The sequence below is a fragment of the Herbaspirillum lusitanum genome, from assembly GCF_026127345.1.
Classification (GTDB): Bacteria; Pseudomonadota; Gammaproteobacteria; order Burkholderiales; family Burkholderiaceae_D; genus Herbaspirillum; species Herbaspirillum lusitanum.
Map to the genome: position 1 here is coordinate 299,937 of NZ_QXFG01000012.1, position 25,011 is coordinate 324,947.

A 25,011-nucleotide genomic window follows, 5' to 3' on the forward strand; every position below is an offset into this window, starting at 1 on the left:
AATTCAGGATCGGGTCTCATATAAGACATAAGACACTGATTTATATTATGCACGAGTATTTTACTGGACGTCATGTTTTTGCGACACTGACGCATGCCTCTCATTTTATTCAACAAACCCTATCAGGTAATGTGCCAGTTTTCGGCGCAGGATGACCGCGAAACGCTCGCCGATTACCTCGACATTCCCGACATCTACCCTGCCGGCCGCCTCGATGCCGACAGCGAAGGCCTGATGCTGCTGACCGACGACGGCGAACTCCAGCACGCCATCAGCCACCCCAAACGCAAGCAACCCAAGGTCTACCTGGTGCAGGTGGAGGGCACACCCGATGCGAACAGCCTGGAGCGGCTGCGCAACCCGCTTGACCTGGGCGATTTCGTGACCCGGAAAAGCGAAGTCCGCCACGTGCAGGAGCCGGCCTGGCTATGGCCGCGCAATCCGCCCATTCGCGAGCGCAAGAATCACCCGACCAGCTGGCTGACGATACAAATATCGGAAGGGAAAAATCGCCAGGTGCGCCGCATGACGGCCGCGGTCGGGCTACCCACCTTGCGACTGGTCCGAATCGCAATCGGCCCGTTTGCGCTGGCGACCGATCCGCTGCTGCCGGGAGAGTGGAAAACCGTCGATCCGCAGGAATTTCATCGCGATAACTGACAAAAAACTGACAAAACCAGCTTTTCAAGACAGTCCCGCAAAGAAATTTTGTTTTTTGGAATTTTTTGTCAACCAAGCCTTCGGCACGTCGTTATTGGCAATGATTCATGAGAATCACCGTCTTCTTAACATGTTAAATTGAAGGACTGCAAAATGAAAAAATTGATCGCCGCTCTGATCGCTGGTCTGTTCGCCACTTCCGTGTTCGCACAAGCTGCAGCTCCTGCTGCTGCACCTGCTGATGCTCCTAAGGCTGAAGCTGCTGCACCGAAGGCTAAGAAGGCCAAGAAGGGCCACAAGGCCAAGAAGGCTAAGAAGGCTGCTGCTGCTGACGCTGCCAAGTAATCTTGCTTTCGCATGACTAAAAGGCAGGCTAGTCCTGCCTTTTTTCATGTCCGCTGCATTTGTCGGCTTCCCTTATAATCGCCGAATTCCGGCAGATTTCGGATCTGCAGTCGATTTCTCATACAGCCACGTACATCCCATCATGCGTCGTTTCCGCCCCCTCGTTACCCTGCTCGCCACCCTTGCCGCCGTCGCGGCCGCCATGCCCTGCCCGGCCCAGCAGCTTCAGAAATTTCCGACCACCACGCTCAATGCCGGCCTGTACCTGATCAAGGCCGAAGTCGCCTCGACTGAAGCGCAGCGCGAGCAAGGCCTGATGTTCCGCGACAAGATGGGCGCCAATGACGGCATGGTGTTCGCCTTCGGCGCACCGGCCGGCGTATGCATGTGGATGAAGAATACGCTGATCCCGCTGTCGGTCGCCTTCATGGATGAGAGCGGCAAGATCATCAATATCGAGGAAATGAAGGAACAGACGCTGGATTCGCATTGCGCGGCCAAACCGGCCACCTACGCCCTGGAAATGAACAAGGGCTGGTTCAAGCAAAAGAACATCAAGCCAGGCACGGTCATTGAAGGCTTGCCGCGTTAAACGCCTGACAACCAGCCTGTGACGCCCGGAGCCGGCGTCAAGGCGGCGCTTCAAGCCCCCCCCCCTAACTTCTACATGGCACCCAAGTCAGCATTTTCTCGCTGAACAACACCTGAAATGCAAAAACCCGCCAAATCGCTTGGGCGGGTTGATGTTTTCGAACCGACATCACTATCGATTCAGCATTGCGCAGATCTTTGCCTGAGCAAAGATCCGGTCAGCAACAAGATTAAGCAGCCAGTGCCTTCAGGGCAGCAGCCAGACGGCTCTTATGGCGAGCAGCCTTGTTCTTGTGAATGATTTTCTTGTCAGCGATGCTGTCGATAGTCGAGACCGAAGCCTGGAACACGGTAGTCGCAGCAGCCTTGTCGCCTGCTTCGATCGCCTTGCGGACAGCCTTGATTGCTGTACGCAGCGTCGAACGCTGGCTGGAGTTGTGCGCGTTTTGCTTAACAGCTTGACGAGCACGTTTGCGTGCTTGTGCGGTATTTGCCATGAATAATTATCCTAAATCGAGATCGAGAGCATCGCAATCTTGATAACTTGCGAGGCGGAATTCTGTAAAGCCACGGATTATAACCATTTTTCCTCAAACTGGCAAATGCAACCTGACTATCCCGCCAGCCTGTTGCAAAAGCGACTTAATTACCAGTATGCAAGATTTAAGGCGAACGTTCCTTGCATGCTCGCCTCCAACCGCGTCAGCGCTGCGGGAATCCCCTGCAAACCCGCAGCTCCCCCGAAAACGAAAGCTATAATGCCGTCCCATGAACTTGCATAAAACGCTTGCCACCGTTTCTGGCATGACGATGCTCTCCCGCATTACCGGTCTCGCAAGAGAAATCCTGTTCGCACGCGCATTCGGCGCCTCGGCCTACACCGATGCCTTCAACGTCGCCTTCCGCATTCCCAACCTGTTGCGCCGGCTGTTTGCTGAAGGCGCCTTTTCGCAGGCCTTCGTACCGATCCTCGCCGAATACAAGAACCAGAAAGGCGACATCGCCACCAAGCACCTGGTCGACCATGTGGCGACGGTGCTGATCTGGGTAATGGTCGCCACCAGCATTGCCGGCATCCTGGCTACGCCGCTGATCGTGTACTTCATCGCCACCGGGCTCAAATACAACCAGGATGCCTTCGACGCCTCGGTGATCATGACCCGCATCATGTTCCCGTACATCGGCTTCATGTCCTTCGTAGCGCTGGCCGGCGGCATCCTCAATACCTGGCGCGAATTCAAGATCCCGGCATTCACGTCGGTATTGCTGAACGTTTCCTTCATCGTCGCCTCCCTGTTCGTGGCGCCTTACCTCGACCAGCCCATCTACGCGATGGCGTTTGCGGTATTCGTCGGCGGCGTGTTGCAAGTCGCCTTGCAGATTCCCGCGCTGATCAAGATCGGCATGCTGCCGCGCCTGTACCTCAATCCGATGATCGGCTTGTCCGACGAGGGCGTCAGGCGCGTGCTCAGGAAAATGGGCCCGGCAGTGTTTGCGGTCTCGGCCGCGCAAATCAGCCTGATGATCAACACCAACATCGCCTCGCGCCTGGCGCATGGCAGCGTGTCCTGGCTGTCGTACGCCGACCGCCTGATGGAATTCCCGACCGCGCTGCTCGGCGTGGCGCTAGGCACCATCCTGTTGCCCAGCCTGTCGAACGCGCACGCCGAAAACGACATGGCCGAATATTCGGCGCTACTGGACTGGGGCCTGCGCCTGACCTTCCTGCTGGCGCTGCCCTGCGCGGTGGGTCTGGCGACGCTGTCGGAGCCGCTGACTGCCACCCTGTTCCATTACGGTAAATTCGACACGGTCTCGGTCGACATGACAGGCCGGGCATTAATCGCCTACGGCGTCGGCCTGATCGGCCTGATCCTGGTGAAAATCCTGGCTCCCGGCTTCTACGCCAAACAAGACATCCGCACGCCGGTCAAGATCGCCATCGGCGTGCTGATCGCGACGCAGTTGATGAACTACATTTTCGTGCCGTTGATCGCGCATGCCGGCCTGGCCTTGTCGATCGGGCTGGGCGCCTGCCTGAATGCGGCATTCCTGTTCTGGGGCCTGCGCCGCCGCAACATCTACACGCCGCAACCGGGCTGGCGCATGTTCCTGATCAAACTGACCGGTGCGCTGTTCCTGCTCGGCGGTGTGGCGCTGGCAGTGGCGCGGCATTTCGACTGGATCGCCATGCGCGCCCATCCGGCCGAGCGCATCGGCGCGTTGCTGCTGGTGTTTGCGGCATGCGGCGTAACGTATTTCGGCGCCTTGATGGCGATGGGATTCCGATTCCGCGACTTCAAGCGCATCGGCCGTTGAAAGCTTGCCTGGACGAGGCAATGTTGCGTTGATGCTCCATTGCCAGCCAAACATTTCACAAGCGCGCATATTTTGATAGCATGTTCAATATATGACGCTTACACCGCTCGAATATTTTTCTTCGCTGGTTCGTCAAGACGATTCGATTCCGCTTTTTGAATCGGCTCTGGCGCTGGGGCAAGATGCGCATCCCGACCTGGATTTGTCCGCATGCCAGATCGAGATGGATACCCTGGCGCTCAAGTTGAAGCAGCGTCTGTCCCCGGATGCATCGCATATCCAAAAATTGCGGATGCTCAACCACTTCTTTTTCCAGGAGCTGGCGTTCGCCGGCAACATCAACAATTATTACGATCCCGACAACAGCTACATCCATCGTGTGCTGACCTCGCGCCGCGGCATTCCGATTTCGCTGGCGGTGGTGTACATGGAGTTGGGACAGCAGATCGGCCTGAACATGAAGGGCATTTCCTTCCCCGGCCATTTCCTGATGAAGCTGTCGGTGCAATCGGGCGACATCGTGCTCGACCCGATGAACGGCGCCAGCCTGTCGCGCGAAGAGCTCGAAGAGCGCCTCGAACCTTATCTCGAACAGCAGGAATACGGCGACGAATTGCCGTTGGCGGCCTATCTGCGCGCCGCCCATCCGCGCGAAATTCTGACCCGCATGCTGCGCAACCTGAAAGCCATCTACACCGACTCGCAACGCTGGCAAGGTGTGCTTGAGGTGCAGGAGCGCCTGGTGATTTTATTGCCCGATGAAATTACCGAACGCCGCGATCGCGGCCTGGCATACGCCAACCTGGCTGAACCGCAGGCGGCGCTGGACGACCTGGAGGCCTACCTGGCCTTGCGTCCCGATGCAGAAGACGCCGACAGCATGCGTGAGAGGCTGCCGGAGTTACGTCATGCAAGCCGGCGTCCCAACTGAAGTTGAAGACGCCGATCCTGCACTACTGCTGCTAATCAGCCTTTCGAACGCGCCTCGATCACTTCCCAGCGTTCCAGATTTTCCAGCAACAAACCGTCGATCTCGGCGAAGCGCGCATTCAGGCGCCCCGCTTCGTCCCCGCCCGCCTTGTACAGATCCGGATCAGCCAGCTTGGCGGAAATCACCGCCTGTTCTTCTTCCAGTTGCGCAATCAGCTTCGGCAAGTCTTCGAGCTCGCGCTGCTCCTTGTAGCTGAGCTTCTTCGGCTTGGCGACGGCAGGCGCCGCCACCGGCAGTTCGGCCGGCTTGGATTCGCTCTTGCCGTCCGACTTCTTCGCGCTGGCCTGCGAGCTGGCGCGCACGCGCTCCCAGTCGCTGTAGCCGCCGACATATTCCTTCCACACGCCGTCGCCTTCGGAGGCGATCACCTGCGTGACGACGTTGTCGAGGAAGGTCCGGTCATGGCTCACCAGGAACACGGTGCCTTCGTAATCCTCCAGCAATTCTTCCAGCAGTTCGAGCGTGTCGATGTCGAGATCGTTGGTCGGTTCATCGAGCACCAGCACGTTGGCCGGTTTGGCGAACAGGCGCGCCAGCAACAAGCGATTGCGCTCGCCGCCGGACAAGGTGCGCACCGGTGAACGCGCGCGTTCCGGCGCGAACAGGAAGTCGCCCAGGTACGTCATCACGTGCCGGCGCTGGCCGTTGACTTCCACCCAGTCGCTGCCCGGCGCGATGGTGTCGGCCAGGGTGGCTTCTTCATTGAGCTGGGTGCGCATCTGGTCGAAGTACGCGACCTGCAATTTGGTGCCCTGGCGGACGGTGCCGGCGTCGGCGGTTTCTTCACCGAGGATCAGCTTCAGCAGCGTGGTCTTGCCGGCGCCGTTCTGGCCGATCAGCCCGATCTTGTCGCCGCGCATGAGGATGCCGCTGAAATCGCGCACGATGGTCTTGCCGCCGTACGACTTGCTGACGTTCTCGAGTTCCGCCACGATCTTGCCGGAACGCTCGCCGGACGATACTTCCAGCTTGACCTGGCCCTGGCGATCACGGCGCGCACTGCGCTCGAGGCGCAGTGATTCAAGGCGGCGCACGCGGCCTTCGTCGCGCGTGCGGCGCGCCTTGACGCCCTTGCGGATCCAGACTTCTTCCTGCGCCAGGAATTTGTCGAACTTGGCGTTCTCGACTTCTTCGTTGTCCAGCAACTCTTCCTTGCGCGCCTGATAGGTGCTGAAATTGCCCGGGAAGGACAACAGCTTGCCGCGGTCGAGTTCGATGATGCGCGTGGCGACATTGTCGAGGAAGCTGCGGTCATGGGTGACGAACAGCACGCTGCCCTTGTAGTCGCGCAGCAGGCCTTCAAGCCACAGGATGGAGCCGAAATCCAGATGGTTGGTCGGCTCGTCCAGCAGCAGTACGTCAGGCGCGCCGACCAGGCCGCAGGCCAGCGCCACGCGCTTTTGCATGCCGCCCGACAGTTCGCCGATGAGGGCTTCGCCCTTGAGGTTGAGCTTGTCGAGCGTGGTCTCGACCTTGTTGTTCAGGCTCCATGCATCGGCCGCGTCAAGGATCAGCTGGATGTCGTGCATGCGCTCCATGAGCGCTTCGTCGTTGTCGCCGCCGAACTGGCCGGTCAGCGATTCGTATTCCGCCAGCAGCGCCGGCAATTCGCCGAGGCCGGAAGCGACCGCGTTGAAGATCGTCATCTCGGCAGGGAAATGCGGCTCCTGATCAACGTAGGCGATTTTCAGGCCCTGCTGCATGACCAGCAAACCGTCGTCCAGCTTGGAAACGGCGGCGATGATTTTCAGCAAGGACGACTTGCCGGTGCCGTTGCGGCCGATCAGGCCGACGCGCTCGCCGGTTTCCAGCGAAAATTCCGCATGATCGAGAAGCGGGACGTGTCCGAATGCGAGCTGCGCATTGGAGAGGGAAATGACTGCCATAAGTATGCCGAGGGATAAGATCGAAGGTCGGGGCGGGAAGGCCTTTGCCGCGACTCAATTAAAGAAGAAAGACCGCATTGTACCGATTGCGCGCGGCGATGGTGTATCTATGCTGCTTCCGGGCGGTATCCGAGTGGTATCTAACCACGACCGGCTGTCGCGGCCGGTGCGATCCATTGCTTCTGAACAACAAACAATGCCGGTCTGGCTCCCGTTTGATGTTCTTTTATTACGACCTCGCACCGAAACAGGCCCCCGCATACATTTGGAAACACAATCGTGGCCATGATAGTCCGCAGATCGGCTGTTGCGCCCGGCCCATGTTGTAAGATACGGCACGCCCTTCACTACGAGGCCGTTTCAAGATCAAGCTGACGCACACCACACTGCCCTGACTTTGCGACGGTTTCCTACAATAACCATGCGCTTCAATTCTCGCTTGCACCACCTTTCGCGTCAACGCGGCTTCCTCAATCCCAACATCGCCAAGTTCCTTGCCTTCTCGGTGCTAGGCCTCGCCGTCATCGGCGCGCTGATCATCGCCTATGCGCTGATCTTCATCAATCCGCGCCTGCCGTCGCTGGACGTGATCACCGATTACCGGCCGAAGATCCCGCTGCGCATCTACTCCGCAGACAACGTGCTGCTCGGCGAATTCGGCGAGGAAAAGCGCAGCCTGGTCAAGCTCGACGACATCCCCGCCAATATGAAGAACGCGGTGCTGGCGATCGAAGACAACCGTTTCTACCAGCACGGCGGCATCGACTATATCGGCATCGCGCGCGCCATCGCCACCGACGTGGTGCGCGGCCACGCCAGCCAGGGCGCCAGCACGATCACCATGCAGGTGGCGCGCAACGTCTTCCTGACCAAGGAAAAAACCGTCTCGCGCAAACTGTATGAAGTGCTGCTGGCCAACAAGATCGAAGCGGCGCTGAGCAAGGACCAGATCCTTGAGGTGTACATGAACCAGATCTACCTGGGTCAGCGCGCCTTCGGTTTCGCCGCCGCGGCGCGCACCTATTTCGGCAAGGACATCAAGGACGTCACATTGGCCCAGGCCGCGATGCTGGCCGGCCTGCCGAAGGCGCCGTCGGCCTACAACCCGATCGTCAATCCGAAGCGTGCGCATATCCGCCAGCAATACATCCTGCAACGCATGCTCGACCTCGACTACATCACGCAAAAGGAATACGACGCCGCCGTGAAGGAAGACATCCAGGTGCGCGCACCGGGCAACCAGTACAACGTGCATGCCGAATACGTCAATGAAATGGTGCGCCAGATGGTGTACGCCCAGTACAAGGAAGACACCTATACCCACGGCATCACCGTCACCACGACCATCAATGCCGCCGACCAGAAGGCTGCCTACGATGCGGTGCGCAAGGGTGTGATGGATTACGACCGTCGCCACGGCTATCGCGGTCCGGAAGAAACCATCGATTTGCCGTCGAAGGACGAAGACCGCGCCCAGGCCATTGACGACGCCATGGATGACTACCCCGACAACGACGATATCCTTGCCGCCGTCGTGCTGTCGGCCGATCCGAAACAGATCCAGGCGGTGATCCGCAGCGGCGACAAGATCACGCTGTCAGGCGACACGCTGAAGTTCGTCGCCGCGGCGCTGGGCCCGAAGGCGAAGAAGGAAACCCGCATCGCGCCGGGCGCGGTGATCCGCGTCATGCAGGACGGCAAGAAGAATTGGCAAATCGTGCAGTTGCCCGAAGTGGAAGCCACGCTGGTGTCGGTGACGCCGCAGAACGGCGCCATCCGCGCGCTGGTGGGCGGCTTCGATTTCACGCAGAACAACTTCAACCACGTCACGCAAGCGTGGCGCCAGCCCGGCTCGACGTTCAAGCCCTTCATCTATTCGGCGGCGCTGGAAAAAGGTTTTGCGCCTGCTTCCATCATCAATGACGCGCCGGTGTCCTATCCGGCCGGCAACGGCCAGCCGAATTGGGAGCCGAAGGACGACGATCCGCCGGCTGGTCCGATGGCCATGCGCACCGCATTGCAAAAATCGGTCAACCTGGTCGCCATCCGCACGCTCGACGCGATCGGCGTGAAGTATGCGCAGGACTTCATTACGCAGCACTTCGGCTTCGACACCGACAAGGTGCCGCCTTATCTGCCGATGGCCTTGGGTGCAGGCCAGACCACGCCGCTGCAACTGGCTTCGGCGTATGCGATCTTTGCCAACGGCGGCTACAAGATCAATCCTTACCTGATCACGAAGATCACCGACGCGCGCGGCAAGGTACTGTCCAAGGCTGATCCGCTGATCGTCGGCAACAATGCGCCGCGCGCGATCGACGAGCGCAATAGCTACATCATGACCAGCCTGTTGCAATCGGTGGCCCAGCGCGGCACCGGCGCACGCAGCAACTCGCTCAAGCGCACCGATCTGGCCGGCAAGACCGGCACCACCAACGATGCGTTCGACGGCTGGTTCGCCGGGTATCAACGCACACTGGCGACGGTGGTATGGATGGGCTACGACCAACCGAAGAGCCTGGGCAGCAAGGAATTCGGCGCACAACTGGCATTGCCGATCTGGGTCGATTACATGGGTGTGGCGTTGCGTGGAACGCCGCAGTCCGATACGCCGGCACCGGCCGGGATCCGCTTCATCGACGGCGAGCCGTACTATGAAAACTTCACGCCGGGCAACGGTTTCGTGGCCTCGCTGGGTGTGGACGGCGGCGGCGTGGTCGATGCGCTGTCGAACTTCTTCGGCTGGTCGAAGAATCCGAATTCGGAAACGCAGGCGGCGCCATCGTCCGGCCCCGCCCCGTCTTCGCAGGCGCCCGGCAGGGACAACCTGTATCAGGGACATTGACCGGCAACTGATCCGGCCGCAAAAAGAAAAAAGCGCAGAAGATTTCTCTTCTGCGCTTTTTTTGTCTGGCGCCCCCGACACGGATCGAACGTGTGACCTATCCCTTCGTACCACCATGGCTTTCGCCACCAGGAAACCTGTTTGTGGTCTGGACTATACCTTGGCCATGGACTTGCAACTTGCAACTTGCAGTCTGCAGGCCGGAGCCGTCTAGTCTCTACACCTTCCGCATCATGAGGTCCGATGCGGCTTGGCTCGGTATTGCCAGCAGCCGCTTGCAGCATAAGCACTGCGGGCGCTGTCAGGGTTCACCGAATTTGACTCCATTCACGCGGCGCCTTTCGGATGCCGGTGCCCAATTGTATTTAGGAGGGGATCGCTCTATCCACTGAGCTACGGGGGCGTGGGCGCTATTGTAACGGCTGCGGAGGTGGAAGGAAAGTTCGGCGCAGGATCAGGCCTTGCGGCCTTCAAACCAGTTCTGGTCCAGGCACAAGCGCAGCTGCATGCGCGCGCGGTATAGCAGGACGCTGCAGTTGCCGGCGGTGATCTTCAGTTCCTTGCAGATTTCGGCAATCTCGAACTCGAACAGCTCGCGCATGGAAAACACCCGCGCCATCACCGGGGTCAGCTTGTTGAGGCAAAAATCCATGATGTCGAAGAACTGCGCCTGCTGCAGCGTTTCGGCCGGATTGCCCCAGTCCGCAGGCGCTTCCGCCCAGTGACCGGTGTCGTCGAAGAGGACATCGAAGTCGCCCGGGTCGCCGATTTCAGCCGGGCCGGCCTGGACGTATTTCTTTTCCTTGCGCAACACATCGACGATCTTGTGCTTGAGGATGCCCACCAGCCAGGTGCGCAGCGCGGACTTGCCCGAATAGCCTGCCGGGTTCTGCAAGGCCGCCAACAGGGCTTCCTGGGCCGCGTCTTCGGCCGCATCTTCCTGCAAATGCAGGCGCGCGAACCGCACCAGCATGCTGCGCTCGGCAACGACGGCCTGCTCGAAGGACTTGTCGTTCATGATTGCATTTTGCCTTTGGTCATTGCCTGGTCATTTATCTGTACTGCAACAGCCCATACTGTACTTCGATTTTTGCGCAACGGGTGTGCAGGCATGAAGAAGGGCCGCTCCGTTACAATGCAAACACCACGCGATCATTCGACTCCGTCGCCCGATCAGCTCGCCTCATATAACTTACAACGAGACTATATGGCCAGCCTTATGTTTTCATCTGTCGCTTCACGTACTGCACGCACTGCAAGCGCTGCACTATTGGCGCTGTCGACGCTCTGGATTGCCGCCGCTGCCCCTGTCCACGCACAGCAATTGCCCGACACCATCGCTCAACGCGTCGCCGCCTGTACCGCCTGCCACGGCAAGGAAGGCCGCGCCTCCAGCGACGGCTACTATCCGCGCATCGCCGGCAAACCGGAAGGCTATCTCTACAACCAGCTGACCAACTTCCGCGACGGCAATCGCCAGTATCCGCTGATGACTTACCTGCTCGATCATCTGTCGGATGCTTATCTGCACGAAATCGCCGCCTACTTTTCCGCCCAGCATCCGCCCTACCCGGCGCCGCAGCCGGTTGAAGCGACACCCGCCGTGCTGGAACGCGGGCGCGCGCTGGTCATGAACGGCGACAGCAGCAAGAAAGTACCGGCCTGCATCGCCTGCCATGGACAGGCCCTGACCGGCGTCGCGCCGGCGGTGCCCGGTCTGATCGGTTTGCCGCGCGACTATATCAACTCGCAATTCGGGGCATGGAGGAATGGCGTGCGCAGAGCCAGAGCGCCGGATTGCATGGCCCAGATCACGCAACGTCTGTCGCTGGAAGATATCAACGCCGCCAGCAGCTGGCTTGCCGCACAAACCGTTCCGGAAGGCGCTCGCCCGGCCGCCGCAACGACCGTCAAGTTACCGTTGCCTTGCGGCAGCGTGGCGCAATAAGGAACACGCCATGACATCCCTCAAACGTATCCTGCTGGCGCTGCTGCTGTTGATCATAGCGGTGCCGGCTGTCATGATCGGCAGCGAATTCATCGATCACGAGGACGCCGAAAGCGCAGCGGCCGCAGTGCCATCTTCGCCTGCCACCGAACAGCAAATCGCACGCGGCGCTTATCTCGCCCGCGCCGGCGATTGCATGGCTTGCCACACCGCGCGCGGCGGCCAGCCCTATGCGGGCGGACGCGCCATCCCGACGCCATTCGGCACCATGTACGCACCCAACATCACCGCCGACAAGGAAACCGGCCTCGGCTCCTGGAGCGCCAACGATTTCTGGCGCGCCTTGCATCACGGCAAATCGAAGGACGGCAGCTTCCTTTACCCGGCTTTCCCATACACGAACTACACCAAGGTCACCCGCGAAGATTCCAACGCACTGTTCGCTTATATGCAAACCGTGACGCCGGTGCGCCAGCCTAGCCAGGAACATGCGCTGCGCTTCCCGTATAACAATCGCATCCTGCTGGCCGGCTGGCGTGCGCTGTACTTCACGCCCGGCGCCTATCGCGCCGACAGCAAACAATCGGTCGAATGGAACCGCGGCGCCTACCTGGTGCAGGGCCTGGGCCATTGCAGCGCCTGCCACACCACGCGCAACGCCTTCGGTGCAACGGTGGCCAAATCCGACCTGGGCGGCGGCCTGATTCCGATCATGAACTGGTACGCGCCGTCATTGACCTCGGACGCCGAAGCCGGTCTCGGCAACTGGGAACTGCAACACATCACGGCGCTGCTGAAAACCGGCGTATCGCCGCGCAGCACCGTATTCGGACCGATGGCGGAAGTCGTCAGCCGCAGCTTGCAGCATCTCAACGACAGCGACATCCAGGCCATGGCGGTCTATCTGAAGTCGTTGCCGCAAAACGACCCGCCGCCCGCTTTCGATACGCCGCAACCCGACAAGGCCACGGCGGATCGCGTGATGCAGGCGGGCGCGAAGATTTATGAGCAGCATTGCGCCGAATGCCACAAGGCCGGCGGCCAGGGCATCGCACCGGCTTATCCGCCGATGAACGGCAACCGTGCATTGACCATGGGTTCGGCAGTGAATCCGATCAGGATGGTGCTCAATGGCGGCTTCCCTCCTTCAACGCAAGGCAATCCGCGTCCTTACGGCATGCCGCCGTTCGGGCAACTGCTCAACGATCAGGAAGTGGCTGCCGTGGTGTCGTACATCAGGAACAGCTGGGATAATCGTGCGGGCTTTGTGTCGCCGCAGGAAGTGAATCGCTACAGGTCGATTCCGCTGGATTGACAACGCATGGCGTCGTCATGTTGATGCGACGGCAATCAACGCCGTCGCGGAATGGTTTGACTATTTTTCTTCCATGCTGAGCTTGTAGCCCATGCCGCGTACCGTCTTGACGTAGTCGGCGGCGGCGCCCAGCGATTTGCGCAGGCGCATGATGTGGACGTCGACGGTGCGCTCTTCGATGAAGGTATGGTCGCCCCAGACCTTGTCCAGCAATTGCGCGCGCGAAAAGATGCGCTCGGGATGCGCCACCAGGTAGCGCAGCAGTTTGAATTCAGCCTGATCGAGCTCGACCTCTTGCTGATCGACCGTCACGCGATGGCGTTCGGTATCGATGCCGAGCAAGCCGTAAGCCAGGCTTTGTTGCCCCACTTCCGGCGCCTTGCGGCGCAGCAGCGCCTGCACGCGCGCCACCAGCTCCTTCGGCGAAAACGGTTTGGTGACGTAGTCGTCGGCGCCTTCGTTGAGTCCCTTGACTTTGTCTTCTTCCATCCCCTTGGCGGTCAGCATGATCACCGGCAGCGCCGCCGTGCGCGCATCGCGGCGCCATTCGCTGAGCAATCCCAGGCCGGACGTATCTGGCAACATCCAGTCCAGCAACACCAGATGCGGCAGCGCGTCGGCGATCAACTTGCGCGCCTGCGCCGCGTCGCTGGCGATGGACGTGATGAATCCGGCGCCCTGCATGGTGAACCGCAGCAGCTCGGCGATGCTGGGCTCGTCTTCGACTAACAGGATATGTAACTGGTCTTTTGACATTCGCGGGTATGTTTTGACTTGTAATGAGCGACGCCATGGAGTGGCATCACCGGGCAGCAGCCCTTTCCCGGCTCCTGCTCCGCGCGCTGCTTGCCGGTCGGTGCGACCGGCGTCACTGCACGCTTCAGGCCGTTACTTTATCAGCAATCCGCCTTGCCATCGTCTGCGCCACGTCGGCCTGCTGCGCCTCGACCATCACGCGGATCAGGGGCTCGGTGCCGGAAGGACGGATCAGCACACGGCCGCTGTCGCCCAGCGCCTGTTCGACGGCGTCCTTTTCAGCTTGCATGCCGGGATTGGTTTTCCAGTCGAAGCCGGCCGGGATCTTCACGTTGATGAGGACTTGCGGATAGAGACGAATGTCTGCCGTCATGTCGGCCAGGCTGAGGCTGGCGCGCTTGAGCGCGGACAAGACCTGCAACGCCGAGACAATGCCGTCGCCGGTGGTGTGCTTGTCCAGGCAGAGCAAATGACCCGAGCCTTCGCCGCCCAGCAGCCAGCCGCGTTCCTGCAAGGTCTCCAGAACGTAGCGGTCACCCACTTTAGCGCGCGCGAAACCGATACCCATTTTCTTGAAAGCGACTTCCAGCGCCATGTTGGTCATCAGCGTGCCGACTGCACCCGGCACCGGGCCGGTGGCGAGACGGTCCTTGACCATCACGTACAGCAGCTCGTCGCCGTTATAGATGCGACCCGCAGCGTCCACCATCACCAGCCGGTCGGCGTCGCCGTCAAGCGCAATGCCGACGTGCGCCTTGTTTGCCAGCACAGACCTGGACAAGGCCTCCGGCGCCGTCGCGCCAAAACCTTCATTGATGTTGAGGCCGTCGGGCTTGTTGCCGATCGTGATGACTTCGGCGCCGAGTTCGTGGAACACATGCGGCGCGATATGGTAAGCCGCGCCATGCGCGCAATCGACCACGATGCGCATGCCGTGCAGATCGAGATCGTTCGGGAAGGTGCTCTTGCAGAATTCGATGTAGCGGCCCTGGGCGTCGTCCAGGCGCTTGGCCTTGCCGAGCTTTTCGGAAGACACGCAATCCATGGGCTGTTCGAGCTCCGCTTCGATCTCCGCTTCCACCGCATCCGGCAACTTGTTGCCCGACGCGGAGAAAAACTTGATGCCGTTGTCGTGATACGGATTATGCGAGGCCGAAATCACCACGCCGGCAGACAGTCGCAATGCGCGCGTGAGGTAGGCCACCGCCGGCGTCGGCACCGGTCCGGCCAGCATCACATCCACACCGGCAGCGGCAAAGCCGGCTTCCAATGCGGCCTCCAGCATGTAGCCGGAAATCCGCGTGTCCTTGCCGATCAGCACGGTCGGCTTGGCCGAGGAAGACCAGGTCTTGGTCAGCACTTTGCCGGCGGCATAGCCGAGGCGCATCACGAAATCGGGCGTAATCGGTGCAGTTCCCACACGTCCGCGCACGCCATCGGTACCAAAGTATTTTGCAGCCATGATTCTGAGCTCTTTCTTGTCAGGTATTTTTATAAATTGTTTTCACGCCGTCCCCGGCCATGCCGGCCTGCCACACGTTGAGCGCGTCGACGGTCTCCGCGACGTCATGCACACGAATGATCATCGCACCTTGCGCCGCTGCTGCCAAGGCCGCGCCGAGGCTGCCGGCCAGGCGTTGGTCAAGCGGCTTGCCGGTGATTGCACCGATCATGGATTTGCGCGACATGCCGGCCAGCAGCGGCAGATCGAGCGTATCGATCAGGCGGCGGGTATTGCGCAGCAAGTCGTAATTGTGGCCGACGCTCTTGCCGAAGCCGAAGCCGGGATCAATGCAAATGCGCTCATGTCTCACGCCCGCAGCTTCCAGTGCGCCGACGCGTTCCTGCAGGAAGGCGATTACTTCCGCCACCACGTCGCCATAACTCGGCTGCTGCTGCATGGTCTGGGGCTCGCCCTGCATGTGCATGATGCATAGCCCCGCGGCGCTATCCCTGACTGCATCGATGGCGCCGGGAGCACGGAAACCGTTGATGTCATTGATCATGTCGACCTCTGCAATCAGCGCCTCGCGCATGACCTCCGGCTTGTAGGTATCGATCGACAGCGGCTTGCCGCAATCACGCAAGGCGTAAATCACCGGCATCACGCGCCGCAGTTCTTCATCCAGCGGCACCGGTGGAATGCCCGGACGGGTCGATTCGCCGCCGATGTCGATGATGTCGACACCGTCGGCGATCATCTGTTCGGCATGCGACAAGGCGAACTCGAGCGCGGAGTAGCTGCCGCCATCGGAAAAGGAATCGGGAGTGACGTTGAGGATGCCCATGACCAGAGGCCTGCGCCCCGGCGCAACGGAAAGGCGGTAGCGCCCGCATTGTAGAGTGTGTTGACTCATTGAAGCTGCATCGTTTTCAAACCTGGCGCCCGAAGTGCCTGCAGGCGATGATTTGTCGTTATTGATTGTGCCCGTCTCCGGACTGCTTGCCACTGCTGCTTGCCGGCTGCCTATGCACTTCCGCGCCAAACAAAGAAAAAGGGCGAGGATTGCTCCTCACCCTGAGACCAGCTGTGCGCCCTACCCCGCAATCAGGCGGGAGCGGTGGCGGTCGGCGAAATATCGCCTGGCGTATTGTCGGAAGACTTCTTGGCCGGGATACCCGACTTAGGCGGACGCGGTTCATTGCCCGCCATGATGTCGCTGATCTGGTCGGCGTCGATGGTTTCCCAGTCGAGCAGCTTTTGCGCCATGACTTCGACCTTGTCGCGATTCTCTTCCAGCAGACGACGCGACAGTGCGTATTGCGTGTCGAGGATACTGCGGATTTCAGCATCGACCTTTTGCTGCGTCGCTTCCGAAACGGTCTTCGACGACATGCGGCCAAAGTAAGCGTCTTGCTCGGTGTCTTCGTAGACCATCGTGCCCAGCGCTTCCGACATGCCGTAGCGTGTGACCATGGCGCGTGCCAGCTTGGTTGCGCGCTCAAAGTCGTTGGAGGCGCCGGTCGACATCTGGTGCATGAAGATTTCTTCTGCGATACGACCGCCGAACAGGATGGCGATTTCTTCCAGCATCTTGTCCTTGTACATGTTGACGCGATCATGTTCAGGCAACTGCCAGGTCAGGCCGAGTGCATAACCGCGCGGCATGATGGTGACCTTGTGGACCGGATCCGCCTTCGGCAGCAGCTTGGCTACAACCGCGTGGCCGGACTCGTGGAACGCGGTATTGCGGCGTTCTTCTTCGCGCATCACGGCGGACTTGCGTTCCGGACCCATGACGATCTTGTCCTTGGCATCTTCGAAGTCCTGCATTTCCACCAGGCGCTTGCTGCGGCGCGCGGCGAACAATGCGGCTTCGTTCACCAGGTTGGCCAGGTCGGCGCCGGAGAAACCAGGCGTGCCGCGTGCCAGGATGTCGGCCTTGACGTCAGGAGCGATAGGCACTTTGCGCATGTGAACGTACAGGATTTGTTCGCGGCCGCGGATGTCCGGCAAACCGACCATCACCTGACGGTCGAAACGGCCCGGACGCAGCAGCGCCTTGTCGAGCACGTCGGCGCGGTTGGTGGCGGCGATCACGATGACGCCCGAGTTGGCTTCAAAACCGTCCATCTCGACCAGCATCTGGTTCAGTGTCTGTTCACGTTCGTCGTTGCCGCCGCCCATGCCGGCGCCGCGATGGCGACCGACCGCATCGATTTCATCGATGAAGATGATGCACGGTGCGTGCTTCTTGGCGTTTTCGAACATGTCGCGGACACGCGACGCACCCACGCCGACGAACATTTCAACGAAGTCGGAACCGGAGATGGTGAAGAACGGCACCTTGGCTTCGCCGGCAATCGCGCGCGCCAGCAATGTCTTACCGGTGCCCGGAGGACCGACCATCAGCACGCCGTGGGGAATACGGCCGCCGAGTTTCTGGAATTTGGTTGGATCGCGCAGGAATTCGACCAGCTCCTGCACTTCTTCTTTCGCTTCGTCGCAACCGGCGACGTCGGCGAAGGTGACCGAATTGCTGTTTTCATCAAGCATGCGCGCCTTCGATTTGCCGAAAGAGAACGCGCCGCCCTTGCCGCCGCCCTGCATCTGGCGCATGAAGAACACCCAGACGCCGATCAGCAACAGCATCGGGAACCAGGAAATGAATACTTGCGACAGGAAGGATTGCTCTTCAGGCTGCTTGACGTCGAATTTCACGCCGTTGTTCAGCAGATCGCCGACCAAGCCGCGGTCCAGATAGGTCGCGGCGGTTTTAACCTTTTTACCATCTTGCGTGGTTGCGATGATGCTGCGATCTTCGATGGTGGCGTCTTTGATGTGACCGGCTTTTACTTCGCTGATGAAGTCGGAGTAAGCGATCGCTGTAGCGCCCGACGCCGCACTGCGGCTGTCGAACTGTTTAAAGACCATAAACAGCACAAGCGCGATGACCACCCAGATGGCGGCTTTGGAAAACATGTTGTTCACTAGAACTCCTCCGACGCGAGCGCGCCTCATTACCTTATATATATCCGATTTTACCCGGATTCATCTGCGCTTACTAGGAAACCGTCCATACCGGCAGCCCTGCTCTGAACTACGGCAAACCGGCGGGCAAACTTGAATGCGGAAAGACGGCAACATCGCGCCGGAAACGACATGAAAACAACGCAAAAAACCGGTACAAATGACGCCTTTCGGACCTGCCAAAGAAGGTTTCCTGCAGTTGATGTGTGGCCGGACAGCGTGAAATCAAGAAGGAAAATGCGCCAAATACTGGTTTATTACGCGATTTTTACGGAAAAACACGCGCAAGGCTTACTGCGGATTTTTCAAAACCTTGCCCAGAAGGAAAATTTCCGACGACTTGTCGCGACTGGCCTTGGGCTTCTTCGACATCACCGTCTTGAATTCGGCCCGGAATTTGTGCACCAGCTCGTTGTAGCCGGTGCCGTTGAAGCATTTCACGAGCACGGAGCCGGTCGGCTTCATGTGCGCCTGAGCGAATTCAATTGCCAGATCGATAAGATGCTCGACCCGCGCCGCATCGGAAATCGCTACGCCGGACAGGTTGGGCGCCATGTCGGACAGCACCAGGTCGACCTGGCGGCCGTCCAGAATCGCTTCCAGCTGGCGCAGGGAATCCTCCTCGCGGAAGTCGCCCTGGATGAAGTGGACGTCGGCAATCGGATCCATCGGCAGCATGTCCAACCCGATGATGGTGCCGCGGATGCCGCCGCCTTCGAGGCCGGCCAGCTTGTTGCGGGCATACTGCGACCAGCTGCCGGGCGTCGAGCCGAGGTCGACGATGACCTGGCCGGGCTTGATCAGCTTCTCTTCCTCGTCGATTTCCTTGAGCTTGTAGGCCGCGCGTGCGCGATAGCCTTCCTTCTGCGCAAGCTTCACATACGGGTCGTTAATGTGATCGTGCAGCCAGTTTTTGTTTAATTTCTTCTTTGCCATTCGCGTAGAATACTGGTTTTAAATATTGAGGGACAGAGTTCGGTCCGGTTCTTGCCGGCCTCAGGCCACAAGCCGCTCTCCCACCGGAAACAAACTATGTTGAAACTTACTCCTGCAGAGCGCAGTGAATTGCGCGCCGAAGCGCATGGCCTGAGCCCTGTCGTGATCGTCGGCGAAGGCGGCCTGACGCCTGCAGTCACCAAAGAAATCGATGCCAGCCTGAACGCCCACGGCCTTATCAAGGTGCGCGTGTTCGGAGATGACCGCGAAGCCCGCGTCGCCATTTACGACACCATCTGCGAAGAACTGAAAGCCGCACCGGTGCAACACATCGGCAAGCTGCTGGTGATCTTCCGTCCCAAGAAGGACGCCGTCAAGGAACGCAGCGAAACACGCGGCAAGGGCATGCGCGAAGTCACCATCGTCAAACCCAGCGCCAGCGGCACCAAGCGCCCATCGGTGACCAAGGTCATGATCAAGGGTAACGAACGCGTTACGGCGGGCGGCTCGATCAAGCGCGCCAAACCGCGTCAGAAGAGTGCAAAAAAATCCATGGGCTGATCATCCACCCATCGGATTTGAGCAAGAAAAAATGCCCGCTTCAGCGGGCATTTTCTTAACCATCGCAGAGTGCCGTAAATTATTTCCAGCTCATCAACAGCACCTGCGTCGGCCTTTTACGCCATGACTTAAACGTAGCGCACTTTCAGAATTTCATACTCGCGCACGCCCGATGGCGCTTCGACCGCAACCACGTCGCCGGCGCTCTTGCCGATCAGTGCACGTGCGATCGGCGATGTAACCGACACCTTCGACACCTTGATATCGGCTTCGTCGATACCGACGATCTGATAGGTGACTTTTTCACCGCTGTCCAGATTTTCCAGATCGACGGTCGCAGCAAACACCACGCGTCCATCGGCGCCCGAGCTCAGGGTCGCGGGATCGACGATCAGCGACGAACCCAGCTTGCCTTCCAGATCCGCAATACGGCCTTCGATGAAAGCCTGGCGTTCCTTGGCGGCATCATATTCGGCGTTTTCCGACAGATCGCCTTGCGCGCGCGCTTCGGCAATCGCGTTGATGACGGCCGGACGTTCTTTGGTTTTCAGACGTTGCAACTCTTCCTTCAGAAGCTCTGCACCATACTTGGTGATGGGAACTGTACTCATAAAACTCTCAACAAAAAAATGAGGCACTTTTGTATGACTTGCCCCATAAGGCTGTTGGGACATTGCCCTGGAAACGGTGGTCCGCCCAGCGCAATGTCCCAACAGCCCTTGCGGGCAAATACAGAGTTTGCCGTTAAAAAAGACACAGAGGGCATCGAATACTCAGATGCCCTCTGTGGCTAGCAATAAAACGTGTATGAGGGTTTAGTGTATAGCTTTATGCAGCCCTTGTAAATCATACACATCCAGCGCATTCAGATGACGCATGCCCTCCACCGCAGCCTCTGCGCCGGCGATGGTCGTGAACGTCGTCACGCGCGCTGCCAGTGCCGAAGTACGGATCGCGCCGGAGTCGGCAATCGCGGTGCGCTTCTCTTCGACCGTGTTGACCACGAGTGTGATTTCGTTGTTCTTGATCATATCGACGATGTGCGGACGACCTTCAACCACCTTGTTCACGGTGGTCACGGGAATGCCGGCCGCGCTGATGGCGCCGGCGGTACCCTTGGTCGCGACGATCGAGAAGCCGAGGCCGACCAGATCCTTCGCCACTTGCACGGCGCGCGGCTTGTCGCTGCCCTTGACGCTCAGGAATACCTTGCCCGATGTCGGCAGCTTGACGCCCGCGCCCAGCTGCGACTTCACGAAGGCTTCGCCGAAGGTCTTGCCCACGCCCATGACTTCGCCGGTCGACTTCATCTCAGGTCCGAGGATGGTGTCGACGCCCGGGAATTTGACGAACGGGAACACGGCTTCCTTGACGCTGAAGTAAGGCGGGATCACTTCGTTCTTGATGCCCTGGCTGTCCAGCGACTGACCGACCATGCAGCGTGCGGCGATCTTGGCCAGTTGCAGGCCGGTTGCCTTGGAGACGAACGGCACGGTGCGCGAGGCACGCGGGTTCACTTCCAGTACGAAGACGACGTCTTGCAGCTTGCCGTCGACTTCGGTTTGCTGGATCGCGAACTGCACGTTCATCAGGCCGACCACGTTGAGGCCCTTGGCCATCAAGGCGGTCTGGCGCTTCAGTTCTTCGATGGTGTCTTTCGCCAGCGAGTAAGGCGGCAGCGAGCAGGCCGAGTCGCCAGAGTGCACGCCGGCTTGTTCGATGTGTTCCATCACGCCGCCGATGAAGGTGCGCTCGCCGTCCGACAGACAGTCGACGTCGACTTCGATCGCATCGTTCAGGAAGCGGTCCAGCAGCACCGGCGAGTCATGCGACACCTTGACCGCTTCGCGCATATAGCGCTCGAGGTCGCGTTGCTCGTGGACGATTTCCATCGCGCGGCCACCCAGCACGTACGACGGACGCACCACCAGCGGATAACCGATTTCCTGCGCCAGGCGCAGTGCGTCAGCTTCGGTACGCGCGGTACGGTTCGGCGGTTGACGCAGGCCGAGGTCTTGCAACAGTTTTTGGAAACGCTCGCGGTCTTCCGCAGCGTCGATCATGTCCGGCGAGGTGCCGACGATAGGCACGCCGTTGGCTTCCAGGTCGAGCGCCAGCTTCAGTGGCGTCTGGCCGCCGTACTGGACGATCACGCCGTATGGTTTTTCCAGCGCGACGATTTCCAGCACGTCTTCCAGCGTCAGCGATTCGAAATACAGACGGTCGGAGGTGTCGTAGTCGGTCGAGACGGTTTCCGGATTGCAGTTGACCATGATGGTTTCGTAACCGTCTTCGCGCATTGCCAGCGCGGCGTGCACGCAGCAATAGTCGAATTCGATACCCTGGCCGATGCGGTTCGGACCGCCGCCCAGCACCATGATTTTTTTCTTGTCGGTCGGCTTCGACTCGCACTCTTCTTCATAGGTCGAGTACATGTACGCGGTATTGGTCGAGAATTCGCCGGCGCAGGTATCGACGCGCTTGTAGACAGGGCGAATATTCAGCGCATGGCGCTTCTCGCGCACGGCGGTGTCGGTGACCTTCAGCAGCTTGGCCAGGCGACGGTCGGCGAAACCCTTTTGCTTGAGCTTGTACAGCGTTGCCTTGTCCAGGCCTTCCAGCGTCTGGCTGCTTTCCAGCCACAATTCGATATCGACGATTTCCTTGATCTGCGACAGGAACCACGGATCGATGTGCGTCAGGCCGTGCACTTCTTCCAGCGAGAAACCTTGTGCGAACGCGTCGCCCACATACCAGATACGGTCAGGACCAGGCTCGCCCAGTTCTTCCTTGATGGTTTCGTGGTCGGTGGTCTTTTCGTTCATGCCGTCGACGCCGACTTCCAGGCCGCGCAGGGCTTTCTGGAACGATTCCTGGAAGGTGCGGCCGATCGCCATGACTTCACCGACCGACTTCATTTGCGTGGTCAGGTGGTTGTCGGCTTGCGGGAATTTCTCGAACGCAAAACGCGGGATCTTGGTGACGACATAGTCGATCGACGGTTCGAACGAAGCCGGGGTTGCGCCGCCGGTGATTTCGTTGCGCAGTTCGTCCAGCGTGAAGCCAACCGCCAGCTTGGCGGCGATCTTGGCGATCGGGAAACCGGTCGCCTTCGATGCCAGTGCGGACGAACGCGAGACGCGCGGATTCATTTCGATGACGATCATGCGGCCGTCGGCCGGGTTGACCGAGAACTGCACGTTGGAGCCGCCGGTGTCGACGCCGATTTCACGCAGCACCGCCAGCGAGGCGTTACGCATGATCTGGTATTCCTTGTCGGTCAGCGTTTGCGCCGGCGCCACGGTGATGGAGTCGCCGGTATGCACGCCCATCGGATCCAGGTTTTCGATCGAGCAGACGATGATGCAGTTGTCGGCCTTGTCGCGCACGACTTCCATCTCGTACTCTTTCCAGCCGATCAGCGATTCTTCAATCAGCAGTTCGGTGGTCGGCGATGCTTCCAGGCCGCGCTTGCAGATGGTTTCGAATTCTTCGGCGTTGTAGGCGATGCCGCCACCGGTGCCGCCCATGGTGAACGATGGACGAATGATGACCGGGAAGCCCAGTTCCTTCTGTACAGCCCACGATTCTTCCAGGGTGTGCGCCACGCCGGAACGTGCGGAGCCCAGACCGATCTTGGTCATGGCGTCCTTGAACTTGGAGCGGTCTTCGGCCTTGTCGATGGCTTCCGGCGAGGCGCCGATCAGTTCGCAACCGTATTTTTCGAGCACGCCGTTGCGGTGCAGGTCGAGTGCGCAGTTCAGCGCAGTCTGGCCGCCCATGGTCGGCAGGATCGCGTCCGGCTTTTCCTTGGCGATGATGCGTTCCACCACTTGCCAGGTAATCGGCTCGATGTAGGTGACGTCGGCCATTTCAGGGTCGGTCATGATGGTCGCGGGATTGCTGTTGACCAGGATGACTTTGTAGCCTTCTTCACGCAGCGCCTTGCAGGCTTGCGCGCCGGAATAGTCGAATTCGCAGGCCTGGCCGATGATGATCGGACCAGCGCCGATGATCAGGATGCTTTTAATGTCGTTACGCTTAGGCATGGTTCTTTTTCTCCATCATCGCCACAAATTTATCGAACAGGGGGGCGATGTCATGCGGCCCGGGCGATGCTTCGGGGTGGCCCTGGAAGCAGAACGCAGGCTTATCGGTACGGGCGAAACCTTGCAGCGAACCGTCGAACAGCGACACGTGCGTGACGCGGCAGTTGGCCGGCAAGGTTGCGGCATCCACGGCGAAACCGTGGTTTTGCGAAGTGATCAGCACTTGCCTGGTGTCCAGGTCCTGCACTGGATGGTTGGCGCCGTGGTGGCCGAACTTCATCTTCAGTGTCTTGGCGCCGGAGGCCAGCGCCATGATCTGGTGGCCGAGGCAGATGCCGAAGGTCGGGATGCCGCGCTCGATCAGTTCCCTGGACGCGGCAATCGCGTAGTCGCATGGCTCCGGATCGCCGGGACCATTGGACAGGAAGATGCCGTCCGGATTCAGGGCCAGCGCTTCAGCAGCCGACGCCTGCGCCGGCAGCACGGTCACTTTGCAGCCGCGCTCGGCGAGCATGCGCAGGATGTTGTACTTGACGCCGTAGTCGAACGCGACCACGTGGAATTTCGGCGTGATCTGCTGACCATAGCCGCGACCCAGTTTCCATTCGGTCTCGGTCCAGTTGTAGGCTTGCCTGGTCGACACGACCTTGGCCAGGTCCATGCCGGCCAGTCCCGGGAAACCGCGCGCCAGCTCCAGCGCCTTGGCGGTTGCCGCTTCAATGTTTGTTTCGCCGGCGACGATGGCGCCGCCTTGCGCGCCCTTTTCACGCAGGATGCGGGTCAGCTTGCGCGTGTCGATATCGGCAATGGCCACGATGTTGCTGGCTTGCAGGTATTCGGTCAGTGTTTGCTTGGTGCGGAAATTGGAAGTCAGACGCGGCAGATCTTTGATGATCAGGCCGGCAGCGTGAATCTGCGAGGCTTCGACGTCTTCGGGATTGACGCCGGTATTGCCGATATGCGGGTAAGTCAGTGTGACGATCTGTTGGCTGTAGCTGGGATCGGTCAGAATTTCCTGGTAGCCGGTCATGGCGGTGTTGAAAACCACCTCACCTGTCGTGTTGCCGGCAGCGCCGATGGAAACACCAAGAAAAACGGACCCGTCTGCTAGCGCGAGGATGGCCGGAACGGTAGGGCCAGAAAGAAGAGGCAGCAAGGGTAACTCCTGAGATTGTTACCGCCGCTGGCCTGACCAGATCGTGCTGCAGAGATTCTGCACTCAGTTACCCAACCGACGACCGGCGCAAATTCCCCGTTTTGATGCAATGGGGAGCTTGATTGGCGTGCTGGGACGAGATGGAAGATTCGGTATGCGCTACGGCGGAATTTAAATTAGCT

The 25,011-nt window shown here is 59.8% G+C and carries 20 protein-coding genes; 9 read left to right on the plus strand and 11 right to left on the minus strand.

Translation table 11 applies throughout. The annotated features are described in order from the left end of the window. Window positions 1-93 precede the first annotated feature (93 nt). The 3 genes from DXT88_RS18935 (at window position 94) to DXT88_RS18945 (ending at window position 1,597) form a co-directional block, all read left to right on the plus strand. The gene (locus DXT88_RS18935; RefSeq protein ID WP_029363573.1) at window positions 94-660 is read left to right on the plus strand and encodes a pseudouridine synthase; all 567 of its coding nucleotides are present in this window, start codon (window positions 94-96) and stop codon (window positions 658-660) included. A gap of 153 nt (window positions 661-813) precedes the next feature. After that, window positions 814-1,005 (plus strand): hypothetical protein, encoded by a 192-nt coding sequence (locus DXT88_RS18940; RefSeq protein WP_016834805.1) that lies wholly within the window; start codon window positions 814-816, stop codon window positions 1,003-1,005. Window positions 1,006-1,147: 142 nt separating this feature from the next. Next, a complete protein-coding gene (locus tag DXT88_RS18945) occupies window positions 1,148-1,597 on the plus strand; it encodes a DUF192 domain-containing protein (protein ID WP_265215582.1) in 450 nt (149 codons plus the stop codon). Between the two features lie 229 nt (window positions 1,598-1,826). Here DXT88_RS18945 and rpsT read toward each other — a convergent pair whose 3' ends face one another. After that, entirely contained in the window at window positions 1,827-2,093 is a 267-nt protein-coding gene (gene rpsT, locus DXT88_RS18950; RefSeq protein WP_016834803.1) for a 30S ribosomal protein S20, read from the minus strand. Between the two features lie 271 nt (window positions 2,094-2,364). Between rpsT and murJ the strand changes: the two genes are divergently transcribed. Both murJ and DXT88_RS18960 read left to right on the plus strand, forming a co-directional pair. Next, window positions 2,365-3,915 (plus strand): murein biosynthesis integral membrane protein MurJ, encoded by a 1,551-nt coding sequence (gene murJ, locus DXT88_RS18955; protein WP_265215583.1) that lies wholly within the window; start codon window positions 2,365-2,367, stop codon window positions 3,913-3,915. Window positions 3,916-4,006: 91 nt separating this feature from the next. Then, window positions 4,007-4,846, plus strand: coding sequence for a SirB1 family protein (locus DXT88_RS18960; protein ID WP_016834801.1), 840 nt, complete (start codon window positions 4,007-4,009; stop codon window positions 4,844-4,846). Between the two features lie 35 nt (window positions 4,847-4,881). Here DXT88_RS18960 and DXT88_RS18965 read toward each other — a convergent pair whose 3' ends face one another. Further along, complete coding sequence (locus DXT88_RS18965; RefSeq protein ID WP_265215584.1) at window positions 4,882-6,792, minus strand: ATP-binding cassette domain-containing protein; 1,911 nt, start codon at window positions 6,790-6,792, stop codon at window positions 4,882-4,884. A gap of 421 nt (window positions 6,793-7,213) precedes the next feature. On the opposite strand from DXT88_RS18965, the gene DXT88_RS18970 reads away from it, so the two are divergent. Beyond that, complete coding sequence (locus tag DXT88_RS18970; protein WP_265215585.1) at window positions 7,214-9,637, plus strand: penicillin-binding protein 1A; 2,424 nt, start codon at window positions 7,214-7,216, stop codon at window positions 9,635-9,637. Between the two features lie 454 nt (window positions 9,638-10,091). On the opposite strand, the gene DXT88_RS18975 is transcribed toward DXT88_RS18970, so the two are convergent. Then, entirely contained in the window at window positions 10,092-10,655 is a 564-nt protein-coding gene (locus tag DXT88_RS18975) for a sigma-70 family RNA polymerase sigma factor (RefSeq protein WP_265215586.1), read from the minus strand. A gap of 189 nt (window positions 10,656-10,844) precedes the next feature. On the opposite strand from DXT88_RS18975, the gene DXT88_RS18980 reads away from it, so the two are divergent. Together DXT88_RS18980 and DXT88_RS18985 are read left to right on the plus strand one after the other, a co-directional pair. Continuing rightward, window positions 10,845-11,585: a c-type cytochrome gene (locus tag DXT88_RS18980; protein WP_029363570.1), complete on the plus strand. Its 741-nt coding sequence runs from the start codon at window positions 10,845-10,847 to the stop codon at window positions 11,583-11,585. Window positions 11,586-11,595: 10 nt separating this feature from the next. Next, window positions 11,596-12,900 (plus strand): c-type cytochrome, encoded by a 1,305-nt coding sequence (locus tag DXT88_RS18985; RefSeq protein ID WP_265215587.1) that lies wholly within the window; start codon window positions 11,596-11,598, stop codon window positions 12,898-12,900. Window positions 12,901-12,960: 60 nt separating this feature from the next. Here the strand turns inward: DXT88_RS18985 and phoB are convergent, their stop codons facing one another. From phoB to DXT88_RS19010, 5 genes are all read right to left on the minus strand, one after another. Further along, window positions 12,961-13,656: a phosphate regulon transcriptional regulator PhoB gene (phoB, locus tag DXT88_RS18990; RefSeq protein ID WP_265215588.1), complete on the minus strand. Its 696-nt coding sequence runs from the start codon at window positions 13,654-13,656 to the stop codon at window positions 12,961-12,963. Window positions 13,657-13,780: 124 nt separating this feature from the next. Beyond that, window positions 13,781-15,118 (minus strand): phosphoglucosamine mutase, encoded by a 1,338-nt coding sequence (glmM, locus tag DXT88_RS18995; protein WP_029363569.1) that lies wholly within the window; start codon window positions 15,116-15,118, stop codon window positions 13,781-13,783. A gap of 19 nt (window positions 15,119-15,137) precedes the next feature. After that, window positions 15,138-16,013 (minus strand): dihydropteroate synthase, encoded by an 876-nt coding sequence (folP, locus tag DXT88_RS19000; protein WP_265215589.1) that lies wholly within the window; start codon window positions 16,011-16,013, stop codon window positions 15,138-15,140. A 191-nt stretch (window positions 16,014-16,204) separates the two neighbouring features. Further along, a complete protein-coding gene (gene ftsH / locus DXT88_RS19005; protein ID WP_016834792.1) occupies window positions 16,205-18,088 on the minus strand; it encodes an ATP-dependent zinc metalloprotease FtsH in 1,884 nt (627 codons plus the stop codon). A 330-nt stretch (window positions 18,089-18,418) separates the two neighbouring features. Then, on the minus strand, window positions 18,419-19,063 hold the full coding sequence (locus DXT88_RS19010) for an RlmE family RNA methyltransferase (RefSeq protein ID WP_265215590.1): 645 nt from the start codon (window positions 19,061-19,063) through the stop codon (window positions 18,419-18,421). 96 nt (window positions 19,064-19,159) lie between these two features. Here DXT88_RS19010 and DXT88_RS19015 point away from each other — a divergent pair, with 96 nt between their 5' ends. Beyond that, on the plus strand, window positions 19,160-19,624 hold the full coding sequence (locus tag DXT88_RS19015) for a YhbY family RNA-binding protein (protein ID WP_029363567.1): 465 nt from the start codon (window positions 19,160-19,162) through the stop codon (window positions 19,622-19,624). 128 nt (window positions 19,625-19,752) lie between these two features. Here DXT88_RS19015 and greA read toward each other — a convergent pair whose 3' ends face one another. The 3 genes from greA to carA all read right to left on the minus strand — a co-directional run bounded on the left by greA (window position 19,753) and on the right by carA (window position 24,829). Then, entirely contained in the window at window positions 19,753-20,235 is a 483-nt protein-coding gene (gene greA, locus DXT88_RS19020) for a transcription elongation factor GreA (protein ID WP_029363566.1), read from the minus strand. A 204-nt stretch (window positions 20,236-20,439) separates the two neighbouring features. Beyond that, a complete protein-coding gene (gene carB, locus DXT88_RS19025; RefSeq protein ID WP_265215591.1) occupies window positions 20,440-23,673 on the minus strand; it encodes a carbamoyl-phosphate synthase large subunit in 3,234 nt (1,077 codons plus the stop codon). Then, a complete protein-coding gene (carA, locus tag DXT88_RS19030) occupies window positions 23,666-24,829 on the minus strand; it encodes a glutamine-hydrolyzing carbamoyl-phosphate synthase small subunit (protein ID WP_265215592.1) in 1,164 nt (387 codons plus the stop codon). Before carA ends, carB begins: the two co-directional genes overlap by 8 nt. Window positions 24,830-25,011 lie beyond the last annotated feature (182 nt).

Coding starts and splice junctions, on each gene's coding strand:
- DXT88_RS18935 (WP_029363573.1), top strand. CDS start 94: ATGCCTCTCATTTTATTCAACAAACCCTATCAGGTAATGTGCCAGTTT.
- DXT88_RS18940 (WP_016834805.1), top strand. CDS start 814: ATGAAAAAATTGATCGCCGCTCTGATCGCTGGTCTGTTCGCCACTTCC.
- DXT88_RS18945 (WP_265215582.1), top strand. CDS start 1,148: ATGCGTCGTTTCCGCCCCCTCGTTACCCTGCTCGCCACCCTTGCCGCC.
- rpsT (WP_016834803.1), bottom strand. CDS start 2,093: ATGGCAAATACCGCACAAGCACGCAAACGTGCTCGTCAAGCTGTTAAG.
- murJ (WP_265215583.1), top strand. CDS start 2,365: ATGAACTTGCATAAAACGCTTGCCACCGTTTCTGGCATGACGATGCTC.
- DXT88_RS18960 (WP_016834801.1), top strand. CDS start 4,007: ATGACGCTTACACCGCTCGAATATTTTTCTTCGCTGGTTCGTCAAGAC.
- DXT88_RS18965 (WP_265215584.1), bottom strand. CDS start 6,792: ATGGCAGTCATTTCCCTCTCCAATGCGCAGCTCGCATTCGGACACGTC.
- DXT88_RS18970 (WP_265215585.1), top strand. CDS start 7,214: ATGCGCTTCAATTCTCGCTTGCACCACCTTTCGCGTCAACGCGGCTTC.
- DXT88_RS18975 (WP_265215586.1), bottom strand. CDS start 10,655: ATGAACGACAAGTCCTTCGAGCAGGCCGTCGTTGCCGAGCGCAGCATG.
- DXT88_RS18980 (WP_029363570.1), top strand. CDS start 10,845: ATGGCCAGCCTTATGTTTTCATCTGTCGCTTCACGTACTGCACGCACT.
- DXT88_RS18985 (WP_265215587.1), top strand. CDS start 11,596: ATGACATCCCTCAAACGTATCCTGCTGGCGCTGCTGCTGTTGATCATA.
- phoB (WP_265215588.1), bottom strand. CDS start 13,656: ATGTCAAAAGACCAGTTACATATCCTGTTAGTCGAAGACGAGCCCAGC.
- glmM (WP_029363569.1), bottom strand. CDS start 15,118: ATGGCTGCAAAATACTTTGGTACCGATGGCGTGCGCGGACGTGTGGGA.
- folP (WP_265215589.1), bottom strand. CDS start 16,013: ATGAGTCAACACACTCTACAATGCGGGCGCTACCGCCTTTCCGTTGCG.
- DXT88_RS19010 (WP_265215590.1), bottom strand. CDS start 19,063: ATGGCAAAGAAGAAATTAAACAAAAACTGGCTGCACGATCACATTAAC.
- DXT88_RS19015 (WP_029363567.1), top strand. CDS start 19,160: ATGTTGAAACTTACTCCTGCAGAGCGCAGTGAATTGCGCGCCGAAGCG.
- greA (WP_029363566.1), bottom strand. CDS start 20,235: ATGAGTACAGTTCCCATCACCAAGTATGGTGCAGAGCTTCTGAAGGAA.
- carB (WP_265215591.1), bottom strand. CDS start 23,673: ATGCCTAAGCGTAACGACATTAAAAGCATCCTGATCATCGGCGCTGGT.